This is a genomic window from Flavobacterium sp. UW10123, from assembly GCF_040538975.1.
GTDB lineage: Bacteria > Bacteroidota > Bacteroidia > Flavobacteriales > Flavobacteriaceae > Flavobacterium.
Map to the genome: position 1 here is coordinate 89,060 of NZ_JBEWQE010000008.1, position 17,304 is coordinate 106,363.

The following is a 17,304-nucleotide window of genomic DNA, read 5'->3' on the forward strand; positions in this document are numbered from 1 at the left end:
TACGTTTTAAACAAAGCTTAACTTTGTAAAAAACGACAATCATGAAGAATTTTTTATTTTTATTTATCGCTATACTATTCGAAATCATTGCTACCTCAGCATTAAAAAAGTCTGAAGAATTTACCAAACTCATTCCAAGTATCATTACCATTATTGGATATTGTGGCGCGTTTTATTGTTTGAGCTTCGCAATCAGAACCATTCCTGTAGGTTTTGCTTATGCCATTTGGTCGGGAGTTGGGATTGTTTTAATTACAACAATTGGAGCTATTTTCTTCAAAGAAATTCCAGATTTGCCAGCCATTATTGGCTTAGCTTTAATTATAATTGGCGTAGTTGTGATTAATGTTTTTTCTAAAACTACAGCTCATTAAACAAGATAATGATACTATCAAATGATACTATCAAGATCGACATTTTTCTAAAAATCAAACACTTATATGATTTTCAAAAAAGCTACAATCTCAGACCTTCCCGAAATGCAGGAATTATTTGTCCAAACCATTCGATCAGTCTGCAAAGATGATTATAATGCTGCTCAGATTGAAGTTTGGACTTCAGGAGCAGAAAATATGGAGCGCTGGGTTGAAGTAATCAAAAATCAATTTGTATTACTAGCTGTTATTGAAAATAAGATTTCTGGATTTGGAACTTTAAAAGATGGAAACTATATTGATTTCTTCTACATTCACAAAGACTTTCAACGACAGGGAATTGCCGATAAACTTTTAACAGAATTAGAAATAGAAGCCAAAAGTCAACATTCAAAAATAATAACTTCAGACGTAAGCATCACTGCAAAACCATTCTTTGAGAAAAAAGGATTTGCTGTAAAAGCTGAACAAAGAAATATTCGTTTGGGCGTTGAATTGATTAACTATAAAATGGAAAAAGAATTGTAAAATTTTGTTTCAAGTTTCAGGTTTCAAGTTAAGTTGGAACGTGAGACTTGAAACCTGAAACAAAAAAATAAAGCAAGTTTCAGATTTCATACCTGCCAAAACCAATCGATCTTTGTATTATAAAATGGAAAGAAAATGAACACACAGGAAACCATCAATTATAATCGCATTGCCGAAGCTATAGATTATATCAAAGCTAATTTTAAGGATCAGCCTAATCTGGATGAAGTGGCTGAAAAAGTGCATATGAGTCCATTTCACTTTCAGAGACTTTTTAGCGAATGGGCAGGAACAAGTCCGAAGAAGTTTTTACAATATACAAGCATCGAGCACGCCAAAAAATTGCTCAAAGAAAACCAAGCCTCTGTTTCTGAAACTGCATACGAAACTGGACTTTCAGGCACAAGCCGACTTCATGACTTATTTGTAAATATCGAAGGAATGACACCAGCCGAATATAAAAACGGCGGAAAAAATCTATCCATCAATTACAGTTATGCAGAAAGTCCGTTTGGAAATATTATTGTTGCATCGACCCAAAAAGGCGTTTGTTTTATGGCTTTCGCCGAAGATGAAATAACAGGACTTATTGCATTGAAAGATAAATTTCCGAATGCCTCTTTTATCCAAAAACTAGATTTAGCACAGCAAAATGCTTTATTTATTTTCCAAAATGATTGGAGTAAATTATCAGAAATAAAACTGCATCTAAAAGGAACCGATTTCCAACTGAAAGTTTGGGAAGCCTTATTGAAAATCCCAATGGGACAGCTCTCTACTTATGGTTCAATTGCGCATCAAATTCAAAAACCAAATGCTTCTCGCGCTGTAGGAACTGCAATTGGCAGCAATCCCGTTGCATTTTTAATTCCGTGCCATCGCGTGATTCAGTCTTCTGGAACCTTTGGTGGTTATATGTGGGGGAAGACCAGAAAAACAGCAATAATTGGCTGGGAAGGTGCGCAGATAAATCTTTAATTTTTTTAGCCACAAATTCACGAATTAAACTAATTCTATGCACATAGATTTTAAAAATAATTCGTGAATTCGTGGCGAAAAATCCCAAAGCTCCAAAACCGCAAGTTTCGGATTTTTTACCCTTTCCAATTTTAGAAACTTTGCATTCTAAAATCATACGAAATGGAAAAACTAAAAAACAAAACTGCTTTTATTACAGGCGGAACCAACGGGATGGGTTTTGCAACTGCTCAGGAATTTATCAATAATGGAGCAAAAGTAATTATAACGGGACGCAGTGAAAAAACAGTAAATAAAGCCGTTGAAGAGTTAGGAAAAAACGCAATTGGAATTGTATCAAACGCAGGGCAATTATCAGACATTTTCGAACTTCAAAATCAGATAAAAAAATATACTGATACCATAGATATCCTATTTGTAAATGCTGGATATGGGAAATTCAATTCTATTGAAAACGTTACGATAGAAGAGTTCGATGAGGTTTTTAATATGATTGTTAAAGGAACTTTTTTTACGGTACAGCAAGTTTTACCGTTAATGCCAGAAGGAAGTTCGATTATCTTAAATACTACTTTTTTAACCGATATCGGTCAGCCTAATATGTCCATTTATACAGCGGCAAAGGCTGCCGTTCAGTCTTTCATTAAAACTTTTGCTGCTGAATGCACTTCAAAAAAGATACGTGTAAACGGAATCAGTCCAGGTTACATTGCCACAAATATTTTCAATAATACGGGTATGAGCCCAGAAAACATCCAAAATACAATTGATGCTGTTACACCTACCCTTCCGTTCAAACGTTTTGGAGAACCATCTGAAATTGCCAAAACAGCACTTTTTCTGGCTTCAGATGATGCTTCTTATATTCACGGAATTGAAATAAGAGTTGACGGTGGTTTATCAAAAACAAAATCATGAAAACAAATATAGAATCTTTAGATTGGGAAAATATAACCGAATTAATGCACGAAAATGGATTTGCTGTTCTTCAAAATGTTCTGAGCAATGAAGAATGTGAATCTTTAAAAGCCAATTATCCAAATCCCAATTTATATCGAAAAACGGTTGTAATGGAACGCTACCGATTTGGTTTAGGAGAATATAAATATTTCAATTATCCGCTTCCAGATTTAATTCAGAATCTTCGTTCTTCCATTTATCCCAAATTGGCTCCAATCGCAAATACTTGGATGAAAGCCTTGAACATCAATACTGTTTTTCCAAGTCAACATCAAGAATTATTAAAACAATGTCACGACAACAATCAATTGAAAGCTACAGTTTTGATTTTAAAGTACGGAAAAAGCGGTTTTAATACATTACATCAGGATTTGTATGGAGATGTTTATTTCCCCATTCAAATTGTGCTTTTCTTGTCTGAACCCGATGAGGATTTTACTGGCGGTGAATTTGTGCTGACGCAACAAACTCCTAGAGCGCAATCTAAAGCTATTGTTTTAAAACCTAAAAAAGGAGATATTCTGGCTTTCACTACCAATTTCAGACCTGTAAAAGGCACAAAAGGTTACTATCGCGTGAATATGAAACATGGCGTAAGCGAAGTGCATTCTGGTGAAAGATATACGCTGGGAATTATTTTTCATGATGCCCTTTCTTAATTTTTGCTCGCAAAGTCGCGAAGTCGCAAAGAAATATTTTTAAGACTTAGCAGACTTAAATTTTTAAGGTTAATAAGTCTTAAACTTTGCGATTCTGCGACTTTGCGAGAAATTAATCTAAAACAATATAAATTATGATTGAGCATAGTAAAATAACCGATCTAGTTCTTCGGAATAAAATTAAAAAAGGCGAAATTTGTTTCGGTGGCAACCAAAAATTAAAAATCTACGGAACATTTAAATGTTCCTCAGGAAAAAGAATGAAACGAGAAAACCGTGTCTTCTTTTCCTCTGAAAACGAAGCCAAACAAAACGGTTTTAGGCCTTGCGGCCATTGTATGAAATTGGAATATCAAAAATGGACTTATTTAATCCGCAAATAGACGAAACAACCAATCTTCTTCCGAAAGATGGAACGGTGAATTATTACGGAAAATTATTCTCGAGAACAGAAGCCGATTTCTATCGTGATATTTTATTAAATACAATTGAATGGAAAAATGACGAGGCCATCATCTTTGGAAAATTAATTTTAACCAAACGAAAAGTAGCTTGGTATGGCGATCAGGAATTTGAATACACATATTCGAATACAACCAAAAAAGCTTTGCCTTGGACACCTGAACTTTTGGAACTAAAAAAAATTATTGAAGAAAAAACAGGAGAAACTTTCAATTCCTGTTTGCTGAATTTGTATCATTCTGGCGAAGAAGGAATGGCTTGGCACAGCGATGCTGAAAAAGATTTAAAGAAAAATGGTGCAATTGGGTCTGTAAGTTTTGGCGCAGAACGCAAATTTGCTTTTAAACATAAAGAATCTAAAGAAACCGTTTCTATGATTTTAGAGCATGGAAGTTTATTGGTCATGAAAGACGAAACGCAAACACATTGGCTTCATCGATTACCTCCAACAAAAACTACACAAAAAGCGAGGGTTAATTTGACTTTTAGAACAATTGTGAGATAGCAATTTTATTTCTTTTGTGAAGCTACAGTTTCGTAAGACCGTATCAACGCATCTTCAAACATTTCGGGTCTTACTCTTGAAAGCTCGACAATTGTCCAGCCTTGTTTTCCCCATTTATTTGGAACTTCATAGAAAATCTTTTCGCTCGACGCACAAAAAACCGATTGATCAATTTCGTTTAATTTTAAAACAGCGTGATTATTTTTTTCGTCAAAAGTGGCAAAAATCTTCTTTTTGATTCGGAAAGAAGTTTTCTCAAAATGAGGTTCTTCGGTTGCATCTGGAAATGACATTGCTAATTTTCTGAATTCTTCAATTGAAACCATATCGACTTTTTTATCAGACCTAACAGGTTTTAAAACCTGTTAGGTCTTCGTTATGTAAAATTTACCAGCCTTGATTTAGTCCATTTTTAAGAACCTCATCGTATTTTTCTTTATCAAATGAATACAAGTTTGGAGCTTTGTGCGCTACATTGCTTTTCTTCTCATCAAGCTTATTGAGGATTCCGATATTGGTTATTTTTCTTAAAAAATTTCGGCGGTCCAACTTTTTGTCCAAAATTGTTTCGTATAATTTCTGCAATTCTGGAATTGTAAATTTCTCTGGCAATAAATTATAACCAATTGGCATTAAATTCAGTTCAATTCTTAAAGTATCCAGAGCTTTATCCAAAATTTCTCTATGATCCAAAATAAGTTCTGGAACTTCTTTATGATCAATCCATTCTACAATTTCATGTCTATTTGCTGGATTTGGAAGAATTTTAGAAAAATCGACCAAAGCATAATATCCAATTGTAACAAAACGGCGCAAGAGCCATTTTCCTTTTGCTTCTTCAATTTTCAGGTATTCAAGTATTTTTTTGTCAAAATGTTGTTTGTTACGATCTACTTTTCCAAAGGTTGCAAATTGTCTTAAAAAAACACCGTCAACACCAGTTCTGCTATTCAATACCGTTATTGCAGCAGTATCTATATCCTGATCAACAGGAATAAACCCGCCCGGTAAAGACCATTTATTGGCTCGTTCTACTTTAATCAATAAAACTTTTAACTGATTATCATGAAAACCAAAAATGACACAATCTATAGAAAGTCCTGGCTGGTAATTTTCGTTATTATCTATAATGTCTTTTAACATCAAAAATCTTTATAAATTCTTCTTTTAATAACTCTGCAATTTACTTCATTTTTAGAAAACTGATGTATTTTTTCCAAAGAGATGATTTTCAATCAAAACAGAAGTGTTTAAACTACAATTTTAACGAAAATTTAAAATCAAATTTAAAATAAATAAGTACATTGCGTCATAATAACACATTAACGGTTTTAATTGTTAAAATTGAAATCGAAAAACAAAGAAAATAATACAAAGCTACCATTTATCTTCAAAGTGAGTGTAGAAATTAAATGTAGAAAGTTATGAATGCCAATCCTTTAAAAAATTTTAATCAAAAGATTAGAAGCAAAATTCTAAATTCTTTTGGTTTTGTTTCTAAGACTTATCTCTTAGAGGCTTCATTAAAATACAGTGAAGAGCAGGAAAGAATTTTCAACGAGATGATTGTTGAAACTGATGCAAAAAACAAAAAAGCAAAACAAGAAGCTTTTGATAAGGCTTTGTATGCTTCTTATAAAGGAATTGGCGCCATGGATTTTGTAAATACTGTTATAAAATAACTTTGTCCCTGTTTATAATTTATAATGTGGCCTCACTTTTAGTGAGGCTTTTTTTATTATAAATTTCACAATAAAATGAAAGAAAATGGTCATTTATTAATTATTTTAGCTGTTTTAAAAGTAAGAATATACCCCTATAGAAAAAGTACATGGAAAACATCATTGAATCAGAAAGCTACAAAATTCAAAAACCAGAAAGCTGGGCGCCTACAATTAACGACGATCAACTTATTAACTATATAAAAGAATCCGATTTCTCTAACAAACAAGTTGACGAAGGACGTGATTTCTGCTATTTCTTAGATAAAGTTTATTACACAAGTGATACTGAAAACAGCGAATATGCCTGTGTTGCCTATACACTTAACGAACCATCAAATCTAGAAAGCGCTTCAGTACGAGATGTTGTTGTAGAAGAAAACGAGACTTATGTTATACACAGAATCAGTGTTTTGAGAGATGGTGTTTTAATTGATAAAATCGCAGATACTAAAATTAAAGTTTTGGATAGCGAAAATCAAAGCGAAGGCGGTATTTTGAGCAGTAATAAAAAAGTAAATATTACCATCAAAGATTTACGTTTATATGACGTTTTAATTACCGAAGATTCACGCACAAAGATTTTTACTGATCGCGATTTTATGCGAAAAGAGTTTCTTAAATATGTGTATGTAACGCCAAGTTCTTATTGGGCTTACGGAACATATAAGTTTTCATTTATCAATGATAGAAAAGAAACAATTGCTTACAAAAAAACATTTTTCAGAGATGAAGAAGGAAATGTTATAGAACCAGAAATCAATTACCTAAAAAAAGGAGAGCGTTTTGTAATCGAAAAAGAAAATTACATTAACTCGTTTGACGTTAATAGAGAAATTGCATCTTTTATTGATTTTGCGACAGATCGTAATTGGATCGATTTGTCTAATTATATTTCTCCGCTTTATGAAGAAATATACAATAAAGCTTCTCTAAAAGAATTTGCTCCAAACCTTGTTGAAAAACTGGATGCTATAGCAAACCAAGACGAAAAGTTACAGTTTGCTATTGACTATGTTCAGAGTCACATCTACTATATTTTTAATGCTGATGAAATGAACGGCCACAAACCACAAGAACCATCGGTAACTTATGAAAATAAACAGGGGGACTGTAAAGCAAAATCGGTTTTATTAAAAGTTGTTTTAGATTATATCAATGTTGATTCTTCTGTCGTATTGGTAAACTTTAACTCAGATCATTATATCAAATATTACCTTCCATCTTTATTGACTTTTAATCACGTTATTGTAAAAATTAATTACAAAGGCGAAACTTATTTTGTTGATGCAACTTCTAGAGATGAATTTGGATTAGTTGAAAATCGTGGCTATATCTATTTTATGCATTATCTTGAAGTTAAACCGAATCAGGAATTGCAGATTAAAGAACCTCATAAATTTTCTTATTATGGCATAAATGAGAAAGTAGATTTAAGTGCTCAAAACAATACAGGAACACTAAAATTGGTTACAACTTACAAAGGAAATCGTGCCAATTATATGCGTAAATATTTCAAAAACACTAACAAAAGAGAAATAATTGACAGCTGGAATAATTTCTTGTTCTATGCTTTAAATTATTCTAGTGATCGAAACGGAACCGATATCAGAACCATTTTTAAAGATGCCTCGATTGAAATTGTAAGTGATGATAAAAAGCTAAACGAGTTTACAATTCAATATAACACTTCGATCGAAAACCCTTATTTTACAGATCCTGAAAAGAATCGTTTTTTAATGTATTTTGATCGAAATGTGGTTAAGAATTCAGCACGTGATTTTATACATAGTGATCTTTGTTTCTGGCATAATTTTGATAATGAGAAATACGAAATCAATTTAACGACAGATCAGAAAATAGATACTCAGGAAAAATATACTGTTCAAGAAAGCACTATTGCTAATCCGTATTTTGATTATACAAGCCGTAAAAAAGTAACTAAAAATGGTGCTTCTATTGTTGTCGATTTTAAACCGTTGATTAATCTAGAAATTCCGAGTGAAGATTTTGAAGATTTTAGAAATGCGCATCATGAAGTTGCCGACAGTAATTTCGGAATTGGAATTGATATTATTGAAGAAGGTTTATTGAATATGCTGAAATACAGTTTTAAGAAACGACTTAAATAATTGTGATAAAAAAAACGGGGCTCAAAAGAAGCCCCGTTTTTTATTTAGTTTACTAATTCAAAATCAGATTTTAATTTAATATCTGCTGATGAAGTTCCGATCATTACTGCAAAATCTCCTGGTTCAGCAACCCATTCTAACTTATTGTTGTAGAAAGAAAGTTTTTCTTTATCAATTGTAAATTCGATTGTTTTAGATTCTCCTGCATTTAGTTTTACTTTCTGGAAATCTTTCAATTCTAAAACAGGTCTTACAACAGATCCAAATTTATCTTTCAAGTATAATTGCACTACTTCTTCTCCAGCAACTTTTCCAGTATTTTTCAATTCAAAAGAAACTTTGATTGTTTCATTGCTTTTTATTTTCGTTGAAGATAATTTCAATCCAGAATAATCAAATGTTGTATAGCTCAAACCGTATCCAAAAGGAAACTTTGGAGAGTTTTTCAAATCGATGTAAGCTGAAACATAATTTGTTGCATTTTCGTCCTTGGCTGGCCTTCCTGTACTGAAGTGATTGTAATAAATTGGCACTTGTCCTACTTCTCTCGGGAAAGTCATTGGCAATTTTCCAGACGGATTGTAATCTCCAAATAAAACATTTGCAATTGCATTTCCTGCTTCAGTTCCTAACCACCATGTGTACAAAATTGCAGGAACGTTGTCTGCTGTCCAATTGAAAACAAGAGGTCTTCCTGCATTAATTAAAACTACAACTGGTTTTCCTGTAGCCATAACTGCTTTTATCAAATCTTCTTGAACTCCCGGCAAATGAATATCACTTCGGCTTTTTGCCTCACCGCTCATATCGTGTCTTTCGCCAACACTTAAAACAACAACATCTGCTTGTTTCGCAGTTGCAACAGCTTCTGCAAAACCATCTTTATTATCGCCCGTAACTTCACATCCTTTTGCATACAATAACTTGGTGTTTTTGCCTACTTTATTTTGCAAACCGTCCCATTGTGAAACCACCCATTTATCATAATTTACCTCTGGCAATTCTACAGCCCAAAATCCCATATTGGCTTTGTATTCTTTTACCATTGGTCCGATAAAAGCAATTGTTTTGGTGCTTTTTGAAATTGGTAAAGTCTGATTTTCGTTCTTCAATAAAACAATACTTTTTTCAGCCATTTCAAGAGCTGCTTTTCTATGCTCCGGATTTCCTAAAGCTTTTTCTTCTCTCTTTGGATCTGAATATTTATAAGGATCATCAAATAAACCTAATTCAAATTTCTTGCGAAGAATACGTCTTACAGCATCATCAACCAAATCTATAGAAACTCTGCCTTCTTTTACTAACTCTGCCAAATTCTTGCGGTATGCATTACTTTCCATATCCATATCGCTTCCTGCAGTAATCGCAGAATAAGCTGCTTCTTTAAGATCTTTTGAGTAACCGTGAGCCACCATTTCTCCAATTGATCCCCAATCTGAAACTACGAAACCTTGAAAGTTCCATTTTCCTTTTAAGATATCTCTTTGCAAATGCGCATTTCCTGTTGCAGGAATTCCGTTAATATCATTGAACGAATTCATGAACGTTGCTGCACCTGCATCTAAAGCGGCTTTAAAAGGAGGCAAATACGTTTCTAAAAGCATTCTTTCGCTCATATCTACAGAGTTGTAATCTCTTCCTCCAACACCTGCACCATAAGCTGCAAAGTGTTTAACGCAGGCCATAACTGAGTTTAAATCTCCCAATTTATTTCCTTGAAAACCTTTTACTCTTGCGTAAGCAATTTTAGAACCTAAATAAGTATCTTCTCCTGCACCTTCCATTACACGTCCCCAACGCGGATCACGACCAATATCTACCATTGGTGCAAATGTCCAGTGAATTCCGCTTGCTGCTGCTTCTGTCGCAGCAACACGTGCGCCCAATTCAATAGCCGCTAAATCCCAGCTCGCTGCTTCTGCTAATGGAAGCGGAAAAGTAGTTTTGTATCCGTGAATAACGTCTTGACCAAATAACAACGGAATTTTAAGTCTTGACTGCATAGCCAATTCTTGGTATCCTCTGGTATATTTTGTTCCGATAACATTCAGCATCGAACCAATTAAACCTGCTTTTATCTCAGCCTGTTTGTTCGGATTAATTGTAATTGGACCTGTTGCCTGATTGTCGCCAGTATATTGGTTCAACTGACCGACTTTTTCCTCAATCGTCATTTTTTTCAATAGATCGTTGACTTTCTGATCTATTGTCTGCTGTTGCGCCGACGCAAAAAGCGAAAGCATAAACAGCGTAATTGTGGTTACTTTTTTCATAGTTTAAGTTTTTACCAAACGAAAGTTGCTACTGCACCTGCGTTTAGTGTGGTTGTAGTTTGTTTTTGGTTGTATTTAATATTAAATGTTTCAGCCGAAGCTCCGTCATTTTCTACAATTAAAACAGTTTGCCCTGATGGAGTTTTGAACGCTACATTATATAAACTTCCTGCAATATTACTTCCTATTCTTATTGAACCCTCCGGAACAAATTTAGAAGCATGTCCGATGATATAATATCCTACTTCTCTTTTGATGTTCTGATTCTGATCGATCATCAAAGCACCTTTACAAGTTGAACATCCTCCTGGCGTGAAAGGTTTGTAGAATTCATCATTTGCCAATCCCCATGAAAGAGCATTTTTACTCCAGTTTCTCATAGAACCAATTACTACATTCTTTACGCTCCATTTCAAGTCAGTTTCAAAATTAGTTCCTGAACCTGTATATTGTTCGGTAAAATACAAATCTTTATTTGGAAATTCGTTATGAACAGTCGTTAAAGCGCTAATATCTCCTTCGTATAAGTGAAAAGCTGATCCTGTTACAAACGGATTTGCTTTTGAATCTCTCAAAATTGTCAAAGGATATTCTGGTTTGTTACAGTTGTGATCGTAAACAATAATTTTGGTTTTGATTCCTGCTTTCGCGAAAGCGGGACCTAAATGATTTCCGATAAAATCTGCCTGCTGTTCTGCCAACATTAACAAACTCGGGTTGTTTCCCGGGTGCAACGGTTCATTTTGAGGCGTAATGGCATCAATAACAATTCCGTGAGATTTCATTGCTTGAATGTACTTTACAAAATACTGAGCGTAAACTCCGTAATATTTTGATTGTAAGCTTCCGCCTTTAGAACTTCCGTTGTCTTTCATCCAAACTGGAGGCGACCACGGAGAACCCATTATTTTAATTTTAGGATTTATGGCTAATATTTCTTTTAAAACCGGAATTACATCGTCTAAATCTGGCCCAAGATTAAAATGTTCCAAATTCATATCGGTTTGTCCTTCTGGCATATCATCATACGAAAAAACTTTTTCATTCAAATCTGATGCTCCAATACTTATTCTTAAATAACTTAGACCAATTGCATTGTCTTTTCTTGAAAATAATTCCTGAAGTAACGCTTCTCTTTTTGCCTTATCCAATTTTTTGATAGCTTGAGCGCTTCCTCCTGTTAATGAGAATCCAAAACCTTCAATGGTTTGAAATTTCTCTGCTGGATTTACTTCAATAGTCTGATTTGAATTTGTCTCTGAACTAAAAACTAAATCAGTTTGTTTTTTAAGTTTTGAAGTTTCATCTGTTGTAGTAATCCATGATTCTACTTTTCCAGAATTAGCTGTTGCATTTTTTGAAGATCCACAGTTTAACTGAATTGCAATAAGCGGCAGCAAAACCAGGATTTGAAGTTTTTTGTTGATGTTTTTCATTTTTAATCTATTTCTATTAAGACAGGCAAATGATCCGACGGATATTTTAAATCTTTAGAATCACTTAGCACTGCGTGTTTTTGAACAGTTAAACCACTATTTTTTGAAATAAAAATGTAGTCTAATAATAATGTTACAGGTTCATTGTGTTTGAAATCATTGAAAGTCCCAGAAGGTCCGAAAGGCTTTTCTTTTGAAACATCTTTAGTATCATCCATCACTTTTTTGATTTCTCCAATTTGTGTTGTATTTGGTTCAGAATTGAAATCACCCATTAAAAAAGCTGGGTAATTTTTAGTGTTAAGTTCTTTCATTTTAGAAAGAACAAGCTGAACACCTTTTACTCTTGCTTCTTCCCCCATATGATCCAAATGCAAATTGAAAACCCAAAACAGCTTTTTAGTTTTTAAATCTTTAAAAAGCCCATAAGTACAAACTCTATTGCAAGCTGCGTCCCAACCTCTTGAAACCACATTTGGAGTTTCAGACAACCAGAAAGTGCTAGATTGTTCGACTTTAAAACGATCTTTTTTATAGTAAATCGTACAAGCTTCTCCCAATCCGCCTTCTTCTCTTCCTAGTCCGAATCTGTTATAATTTGGCAAAGCCGATGCAATATCTAAAACTTGATTTGGTGTTGCTTCCTGAACTCCAAAAATTTCTGGACTGTAAAAACCGATTTGAGATGTGAAATAATCCTTTCGTTTTGGCCAAGCATTTTCTCCATCTGAAGCAACATCCAAACGGATATTATAAGTCATAATTTTTAAATTCTGACCATAAAATGAGTTCACGGTTAAAAGCAGCATTACTGCAAAAACAAGTTTGTTTATCTTTTTCATGTTAAAAAATTTTAATCTTGTAAAGCTAGTGTTTACGTGACTTTAAAGAAAAAAATCTATTTAAAAGTTATGTTAATTGTATACTCTTACGTAATCAATTTCGTAAGTAGCGCTTTTGAAATTTGGATCTACAGTCCCTCCAAAATTTCCTCCCATTGCTAAATTTATAATCACAAAGAATTTGGCATTAAATGGAGTTGTACTTGAGTTTTTGTAGGTATAAAACAAATTATCGTCTACATAGAATTTGATGTTTTCTGCATCCCATTCGGCAGCATAGATATGAAACTCGGTTGTCGAATTTGGAGCTGTAGTTGTTTTTGTATCTGGTGTATTTCCTGAACGTCCTGGAGAATGCAATGAAGAATGAATCACATTTGGATTGTTCCCAACTGATTCCAAAATGTCTATTTCTCCACATGACGGCCAACCAACTGTGTCTATATTATCTCCCAAGAGCCAGAAAGCCGGCCAAGTACCGCCTCCTACAGGTAATTTTGCACGAACTTCTGCTCTTCCATATTTAAAAGAAAATTTACCTCTCGTTAGCATCCTTGTCGAAGTATATTGGCTTCCTTGGTAAGCTTCTTTGATTGCTGTGATTTTCAAAAGACCTCCTTCGATTTTTACATTTTCAGAGCGGTTTGTATAATATTGTAATTCGTTATTCCCAAAACCGTTTCCAGTTCCTAAATCGTAACCCCATTTTGAAGAATCTGGAGCTCCATCTGTATTAAATTCGTCTGACCAGATTAATTCTCTAGCTACAAAAACATTTACAGATGTCGAAGTGCTTATAAATTTTGTTCCATTATATGCGGAAACAACAATAGGGTAATTGACAGTTCCTGATGTTGTAAACTCATAACTTAAATCTCCAGTTGTTATTTCTTTAAGTTCATTATTTATCAACACTTTATACGATTGTGCATTTGTGGCTTTGATTGTTAATTTTACTTTTCCGCTTCCGTCCCCATTTGGATTTTCTGCCGTTTTTCCCACAACATCAATCTGAATAGAAAGATTTGCCGGTACGGTGCTTGCTTGAGAATCTCCAGCTGAATCGTTATTACTGCTGCAAGATTGAAATGCAAACAATAGGACTAAAGTAAATACTCCAACTCTATTTGCGAGATTAATTATTTTCATCTTTTTATTATTTAAATGGTTTAGTTAATAAATTGAATATAAATATTATTTCTTTGTTTTTTTCATAACAAAGTCAAAATAGTTCAGATTAAAACCTCCTTTTTCAAATACAGCTTTTACTTTATTTGGACCTGATTTCAATGTAAGATTAGACAATGTAACCGTCTGCCATCTATCGATTCCTTTTGTTGCTGGAAGTGAAATTGCCACTGATTTTATTCCTTCAATTTCTAAATACAATTTTCCTTCTGCTTTTTCGCTCGAATAACGAATCGCAACATTGTAAGTTCCTTCTTTTGCATCAAGCGTGTACTGAATCCATTCTCCATCTTCGATAAATGAAACTTGATAACCGTTTGAATCTTTATCTGTACATGGCAAAATATCAACTCCATCATTTCTCATGCTGTCACCAAGATTCCATTGTTCGTCTTTTCCAGTTACCGATCTATAATTTACAAAACCTGTGTCTGAATAGGCTTTTCCGTTAGTTCCTAAATCGTAATGCGTTGCCGCAATTTTACCAGGAACTGCGTTCTTCTTGTATGGTTTTGTATCATCTGTCTGCACTTGTCTGAACATCGCGTCTATTACATCTGGCTTAACGGTTACGTTTTCCATTTTGTAATTGTCGGCCATTTTCATCAAGGTCTTTTTTGCAAATTCTGGTGATGGTTTCTGTCCGCCGTCTTTCCAATATTTCAACAGAACATCATATTCTGGAATTTTAGTAACAGAAGTTACTCCAGCAATGTTGTCGATTTTTTTCATTGGCCAAAATGCCCATCCAATGTTGTTTGTTTCGACTAATGTCAAAGCATCTTTAAACCAAACATTAGAGTTTTCTCCGCTTTCGCCCATCCAGATTGGCACATCGTATTTCTCTCTGTATCCTAACATCTGTTCGATTGAAGCTTTGTCGGTATAATTCCAATATTTATGAAAACTTAATGCTAGATTGTCATCCCAAAGAGGAAAAATTCCGTTGTAGTTATTTCCCCAGCAGTTTCCTTCAATAAAAATTAAATGGTTGGTATCGACTTCGCGAATGACTTTTGTAACTGCAACCATTAAATCTCGCAGAGGAACATTTGAGTTTTCGTCGCAGCCATTTTTATTTGATCCTGTAAAATTCCAGTTTGGCTCGTTGATAATATCATAAGCTCCAATCCAAGGATTGTCTCGGTAACGAGAAGCCAATTTTTTCCACAACGCAATCATTTTTTTCTGATTAGCCTCGTTTTGCCAAAGTGCAGGTTTTGTTGTATCAAAATCTGAAATTGCGGCATCATTTCCTTGTCCGCCTGGTGCAGCGTGCAAGTCTAAAATGAGATATATTTTATTTTCTGCACACCATTTCAGTAAATTATCGGTCATGGTAAAACCCTCTTCTATCCAAGTGATTTCACCATTTTTTTCTTGCTCGATGGGTGGTGTATAAAGATTGTAATGCATTGGAAGACGAATCGAATTGAATCCCCATTTTGCCAAAGAATCTATATCTCGCTTTGTTATTCCGTTTGCTTTATAAGCGGCATAGAATTCCTTTGTTGCTTCTTCGCCGATTACATCTTGTATTTTTTGTTGAATTTGATATTGCGGACTAGCAAATGGCTGTGTCTTCAACATGTAACCTTCCTGTACCATCCATCCGCCAAGACCTAAACCCCTTAAAAGAACATTTTTTCCATTACCATCAACAATTTTTTGTCTGTCTCTATGCAAGAAACCTTGCCCAAAAGAAGCTATCGAAAGTAGAAGCTGTACTGTTAAAAATATTTTTTTCATATCGAATGGCTCTAAATTATTTCCAAGTATAAGTTCCAACTGATCCCGCTTCTAGCGAAGTTGTTGCCCATTTCCCATTAAATTTAATATTGAACGTTTCTGTAGCAGAACCATCATTTTCAACAATCAAAACTTTAGAACCTGAAGGTGTGATAAAAGCAACATTTTGCAAGCTCCCTCCAGAATTACTTTCAATTCTAATTGATCCCATCGGAACAAATTTTGAGGCATGAGCGATAATATAATAGGCCACATTGCGCTGAAAACTATCACTAGAAGTTATGGTTATTGCACCTTTACACATTGTACAGCCTCCATCTGTATGAGGCCCAAAATTTGCATTATTTGCCACATTCCACTCTAATGCATTTTTACTGTAGTTTCTCATTGATCCGATAATTACATTTCGAAGATGCCATTTTAAATCGCCTTCAAAGCTACCTTCAGAAGAAGTCCATTGTTCGGTAAAATATACGTTTTTGGTCGGATAAGAATTGAATACATTAGTTAGTGCGCTAATATCTCCAGCATATAGATGAAACGCCGCTCCATCTACAAAAGGAAATGCATCTGCATCTGCCAAAATTGCTTTTGGATAATTTGGATTATCGCAATTGTGATCGTAAGCGATAATTTTTACATTTAGATTTGCTGTTTTAAATGCTGGCCCTAAACTATTTTTTATAAAACTTGCCTGATCTGCTGCTGACATGTACATGCTTGGATTGTTTCCGTCATGTAAAGGTTCGTTTTGAGGAGTTATAGCATCGATTGTAATTCCCTCAGCGTTCATCTGTTGAATGTATTTTACAAAATATTTGGCATAAACATTATAATATTCTGTTTTCAGTTTTCCACCTTTAAAACTAGCAACATCTTTCATCCAAATAGGCGCAGACCAAGGCGTTGCTAAGATTAAAATCTTAGGATTAATCGCCAAAATTTCTTTTAGCATGGCAATTAGATTTTTGTCTTTCTCCAAACTAAATTTATCAAGATTTAAATCTGTTTCTCCAGTCGCAAGATCATTATAAGTAAAAGGCGTCGCATTTAAATCTGAAGCTCCAATACTGATTCTGATATAACTTACTCCAATTGAGTTTTCTCCGTTCCCGAATAATTCTTGTAAAAGAGCAGTTCTTTTTGTAGTATTTAATTGGTTTATAACATCTACGCTTCCTCCTGTCAAGGTATATCCAAAACCATCAACTGTTTGATATTTTTGCGCGGCATTAACTTCAATATTGGCATAAGCATTTGCAGTTGTTCCAAATCCTAATATACCGGATTGTTTTGCCAACAAAACGCTCTGATTTCCTTTTGTAAGCCAGAAATCAACATCATTTGTAACTACTACAGGCGGATTTACAACTGGTGGATTTACAACTGGCGGATTTTCTACAGGATCACTTGAAGAAGAGCATTTTACCTGAGCCAATACAGCTGCCATGAAGAAAAACACTTTTATGGTATTCTTTAAATTAAATTTCATTTTTT

The 17,304-nt window shown here is 34.1% G+C and carries 18 protein-coding genes; 10 read left to right on the forward strand and 8 right to left on the reverse strand.

The window, feature by feature from the left end:
* The first annotated feature begins 41 nt into the window (after positions 1-41).
* The 7 genes from ABXT06_RS10730 to ABXT06_RS10760 all read left to right on the forward strand — a co-directional run bounded on the left by ABXT06_RS10730 (position 42) and on the right by ABXT06_RS10760 (position 4,466).
* A complete protein-coding gene (locus ABXT06_RS10730; protein ID WP_354590761.1) occupies positions 42-374 on the forward strand; it encodes a DMT family transporter in 333 nt (110 codons plus the stop codon).
* Positions 375-440: 66 nt separating this feature from the next.
* A complete protein-coding gene (locus ABXT06_RS10735; protein ID WP_354590762.1) occupies positions 441-902 on the forward strand; it encodes a GNAT family N-acetyltransferase in 462 nt (153 codons plus the stop codon).
* Positions 903-1,037: 135 nt separating this feature from the next.
* On the forward strand, positions 1,038-1,880 hold the full coding sequence (locus ABXT06_RS10740) for a bifunctional helix-turn-helix domain-containing protein/methylated-DNA--[protein]-cysteine S-methyltransferase (RefSeq protein ID WP_354590763.1): 843 nt from the start codon (positions 1,038-1,040) through the stop codon (positions 1,878-1,880).
* Between the two features lie 162 nt (positions 1,881-2,042).
* Entirely contained in the window at positions 2,043-2,798 is a 756-nt protein-coding gene (locus ABXT06_RS10745; protein ID WP_354590764.1) for an SDR family oxidoreductase, read from the forward strand.
* Entirely contained in the window at positions 2,795-3,499 is a 705-nt protein-coding gene (locus ABXT06_RS10750; RefSeq protein WP_354590765.1) for a 2OG-Fe(II) oxygenase, read from the forward strand. The genes ABXT06_RS10745 and ABXT06_RS10750 overlap by 4 nt, the downstream gene beginning before the upstream one ends.
* Positions 3,500-3,633: 134 nt before the next feature.
* Positions 3,634-3,882 (forward strand): Ada metal-binding domain-containing protein, encoded by a 249-nt coding sequence (locus tag ABXT06_RS10755; RefSeq protein ID WP_354590766.1) that lies wholly within the window; start codon positions 3,634-3,636, stop codon positions 3,880-3,882.
* Entirely contained in the window at positions 3,858-4,466 is a 609-nt protein-coding gene (locus ABXT06_RS10760; RefSeq protein ID WP_354590767.1) for an alpha-ketoglutarate-dependent dioxygenase AlkB family protein, read from the forward strand. The genes ABXT06_RS10755 and ABXT06_RS10760 overlap by 25 nt, the downstream gene beginning before the upstream one ends.
* A gap of 5 nt (positions 4,467-4,471) precedes the next feature.
* Here the strand turns inward: ABXT06_RS10760 and ABXT06_RS10765 are convergent, their stop codons facing one another.
* A complete protein-coding gene (locus ABXT06_RS10765; RefSeq protein ID WP_308853978.1) occupies positions 4,472-4,792 on the reverse strand; it encodes an MmcQ/YjbR family DNA-binding protein in 321 nt (106 codons plus the stop codon).
* On the opposite strand from ABXT06_RS10765, the gene ABXT06_RS10770 reads away from it, so the two are divergent.
* On the forward strand, positions 4,770-4,835 hold the full coding sequence (locus ABXT06_RS10770) for a hypothetical protein (protein WP_354590867.1): 66 nt from the start codon (positions 4,770-4,772) through the stop codon (positions 4,833-4,835). The genes ABXT06_RS10765 and ABXT06_RS10770 overlap by 23 nt on opposite strands.
* An 18-nt stretch (positions 4,836-4,853) precedes the next feature.
* On the opposite strand, the gene ABXT06_RS10775 is transcribed toward ABXT06_RS10770, so the two are convergent.
* Positions 4,854-5,609, reverse strand: a complete 756-nt coding sequence (locus ABXT06_RS10775) for an NUDIX hydrolase (protein WP_354590768.1) — start codon at positions 5,607-5,609, stop codon at positions 4,854-4,856.
* A 281-nt stretch (positions 5,610-5,890) separates the two neighbouring features.
* Here ABXT06_RS10775 and ABXT06_RS10780 point away from each other — a divergent pair, with 281 nt between their 5' ends.
* Both ABXT06_RS10780 and ABXT06_RS10785 read left to right on the forward strand, forming a co-directional pair.
* Positions 5,891-6,148: a hypothetical protein gene (locus tag ABXT06_RS10780; protein WP_129748489.1), complete on the forward strand. Its 258-nt coding sequence runs from the start codon at positions 5,891-5,893 to the stop codon at positions 6,146-6,148.
* 149 nt (positions 6,149-6,297) lie between these two features.
* Positions 6,298-8,319 (forward strand): hypothetical protein, encoded by a 2,022-nt coding sequence (locus ABXT06_RS10785; RefSeq protein WP_354590769.1) that lies wholly within the window; start codon positions 6,298-6,300, stop codon positions 8,317-8,319.
* 44 nt (positions 8,320-8,363) lie between these two features.
* Here ABXT06_RS10785 and ABXT06_RS10790 read toward each other — a convergent pair whose 3' ends face one another.
* The 6 genes from ABXT06_RS10790 to ABXT06_RS10815 form a co-directional block, all read right to left on the reverse strand.
* Positions 8,364-10,592 (reverse strand): glycoside hydrolase family 3 N-terminal domain-containing protein, encoded by a 2,229-nt coding sequence (locus ABXT06_RS10790; protein ID WP_354590770.1) that lies wholly within the window; start codon positions 10,590-10,592, stop codon positions 8,364-8,366.
* An 11-nt stretch (positions 10,593-10,603) separates the two neighbouring features.
* Entirely contained in the window at positions 10,604-12,028 is a 1,425-nt protein-coding gene (locus ABXT06_RS10795; RefSeq protein ID WP_354590771.1) for a glycoside hydrolase family 30 protein, read from the reverse strand.
* A gap of 2 nt (positions 12,029-12,030) precedes the next feature.
* Positions 12,031-12,870 carry an endonuclease/exonuclease/phosphatase family protein gene (locus ABXT06_RS10800; protein ID WP_354590772.1) on the reverse strand — a complete coding sequence of 280 codons (840 nt, stop codon included), beginning with the start codon at positions 12,868-12,870 and terminating at the stop codon, positions 12,031-12,033.
* A gap of 72 nt (positions 12,871-12,942) precedes the next feature.
* On the reverse strand, positions 12,943-14,019 hold the full coding sequence (locus ABXT06_RS10805; RefSeq protein WP_354590773.1) for a glycoside hydrolase family 16 protein: 1,077 nt from the start codon (positions 14,017-14,019) through the stop codon (positions 12,943-12,945).
* 45 nt (positions 14,020-14,064) lie between these two features.
* Positions 14,065-15,807 (reverse strand): cellulase family glycosylhydrolase, encoded by a 1,743-nt coding sequence (locus ABXT06_RS10810; RefSeq protein ID WP_354590774.1) that lies wholly within the window; start codon positions 15,805-15,807, stop codon positions 14,065-14,067.
* A 16-nt stretch (positions 15,808-15,823) separates the two neighbouring features.
* Positions 15,824-17,299 carry a glycoside hydrolase family 30 protein gene (locus ABXT06_RS10815; RefSeq protein WP_354590775.1) on the reverse strand — a complete coding sequence of 492 codons (1,476 nt, stop codon included), beginning with the start codon at positions 17,297-17,299 and terminating at the stop codon, positions 15,824-15,826.
* Positions 17,300-17,304: the final 5 nt, after the last annotated feature.

What these genes read in the sequence shown, in the direction of transcription:
- ABXT06_RS10730 (WP_354590761.1), top strand. Translation starts at nt 42, where the DNA reads ATGAAGAATTTTTTATTTTTATTTATCGCTATACTATTCGAAATCATT.
- ABXT06_RS10735 (WP_354590762.1), top strand. Translation starts at nt 441, where the DNA reads ATGATTTTCAAAAAAGCTACAATCTCAGACCTTCCCGAAATGCAGGAA.
- ABXT06_RS10740 (WP_354590763.1), top strand. Translation starts at nt 1,038, where the DNA reads ATGAACACACAGGAAACCATCAATTATAATCGCATTGCCGAAGCTATA.
- ABXT06_RS10745 (WP_354590764.1), top strand. Translation starts at nt 2,043, where the DNA reads ATGGAAAAACTAAAAAACAAAACTGCTTTTATTACAGGCGGAACCAAC.
- ABXT06_RS10750 (WP_354590765.1), top strand. Translation starts at nt 2,795, where the DNA reads ATGAAAACAAATATAGAATCTTTAGATTGGGAAAATATAACCGAATTA.
- ABXT06_RS10755 (WP_354590766.1), top strand. Translation starts at nt 3,634, where the DNA reads ATGATTGAGCATAGTAAAATAACCGATCTAGTTCTTCGGAATAAAATT.
- ABXT06_RS10760 (WP_354590767.1), top strand. Translation starts at nt 3,858, where the DNA reads ATGGACTTATTTAATCCGCAAATAGACGAAACAACCAATCTTCTTCCG.
- ABXT06_RS10765 (WP_308853978.1), bottom strand. Translation starts at nt 4,792, where the DNA reads ATGGTTTCAATTGAAGAATTCAGAAAATTAGCAATGTCATTTCCAGAT.
- ABXT06_RS10775 (WP_354590768.1), bottom strand. Translation starts at nt 5,609, where the DNA reads ATGTTAAAAGACATTATAGATAATAACGAAAATTACCAGCCAGGACTT.
- ABXT06_RS10780 (WP_129748489.1), top strand. Translation starts at nt 5,891, where the DNA reads ATGAATGCCAATCCTTTAAAAAATTTTAATCAAAAGATTAGAAGCAAA.
- ABXT06_RS10785 (WP_354590769.1), top strand. Translation starts at nt 6,298, where the DNA reads ATGGAAAACATCATTGAATCAGAAAGCTACAAAATTCAAAAACCAGAA.
- ABXT06_RS10790 (WP_354590770.1), bottom strand. Translation starts at nt 10,592, where the DNA reads ATGAAAAAAGTAACCACAATTACGCTGTTTATGCTTTCGCTTTTTGCG.
- ABXT06_RS10795 (WP_354590771.1), bottom strand. Translation starts at nt 12,028, where the DNA reads ATGAAAAACATCAACAAAAAACTTCAAATCCTGGTTTTGCTGCCGCTT.
- ABXT06_RS10800 (WP_354590772.1), bottom strand. Translation starts at nt 12,870, where the DNA reads ATGAAAAAGATAAACAAACTTGTTTTTGCAGTAATGCTGCTTTTAACC.
- ABXT06_RS10805 (WP_354590773.1), bottom strand. Translation starts at nt 14,019, where the DNA reads ATGAAAATAATTAATCTCGCAAATAGAGTTGGAGTATTTACTTTAGTC.
- ABXT06_RS10810 (WP_354590774.1), bottom strand. Translation starts at nt 15,807, where the DNA reads ATGAAAAAAATATTTTTAACAGTACAGCTTCTACTTTCGATAGCTTCT.
- ABXT06_RS10815 (WP_354590775.1), bottom strand. Translation starts at nt 17,299, where the DNA reads ATGAAATTTAATTTAAAGAATACCATAAAAGTGTTTTTCTTCATGGCA.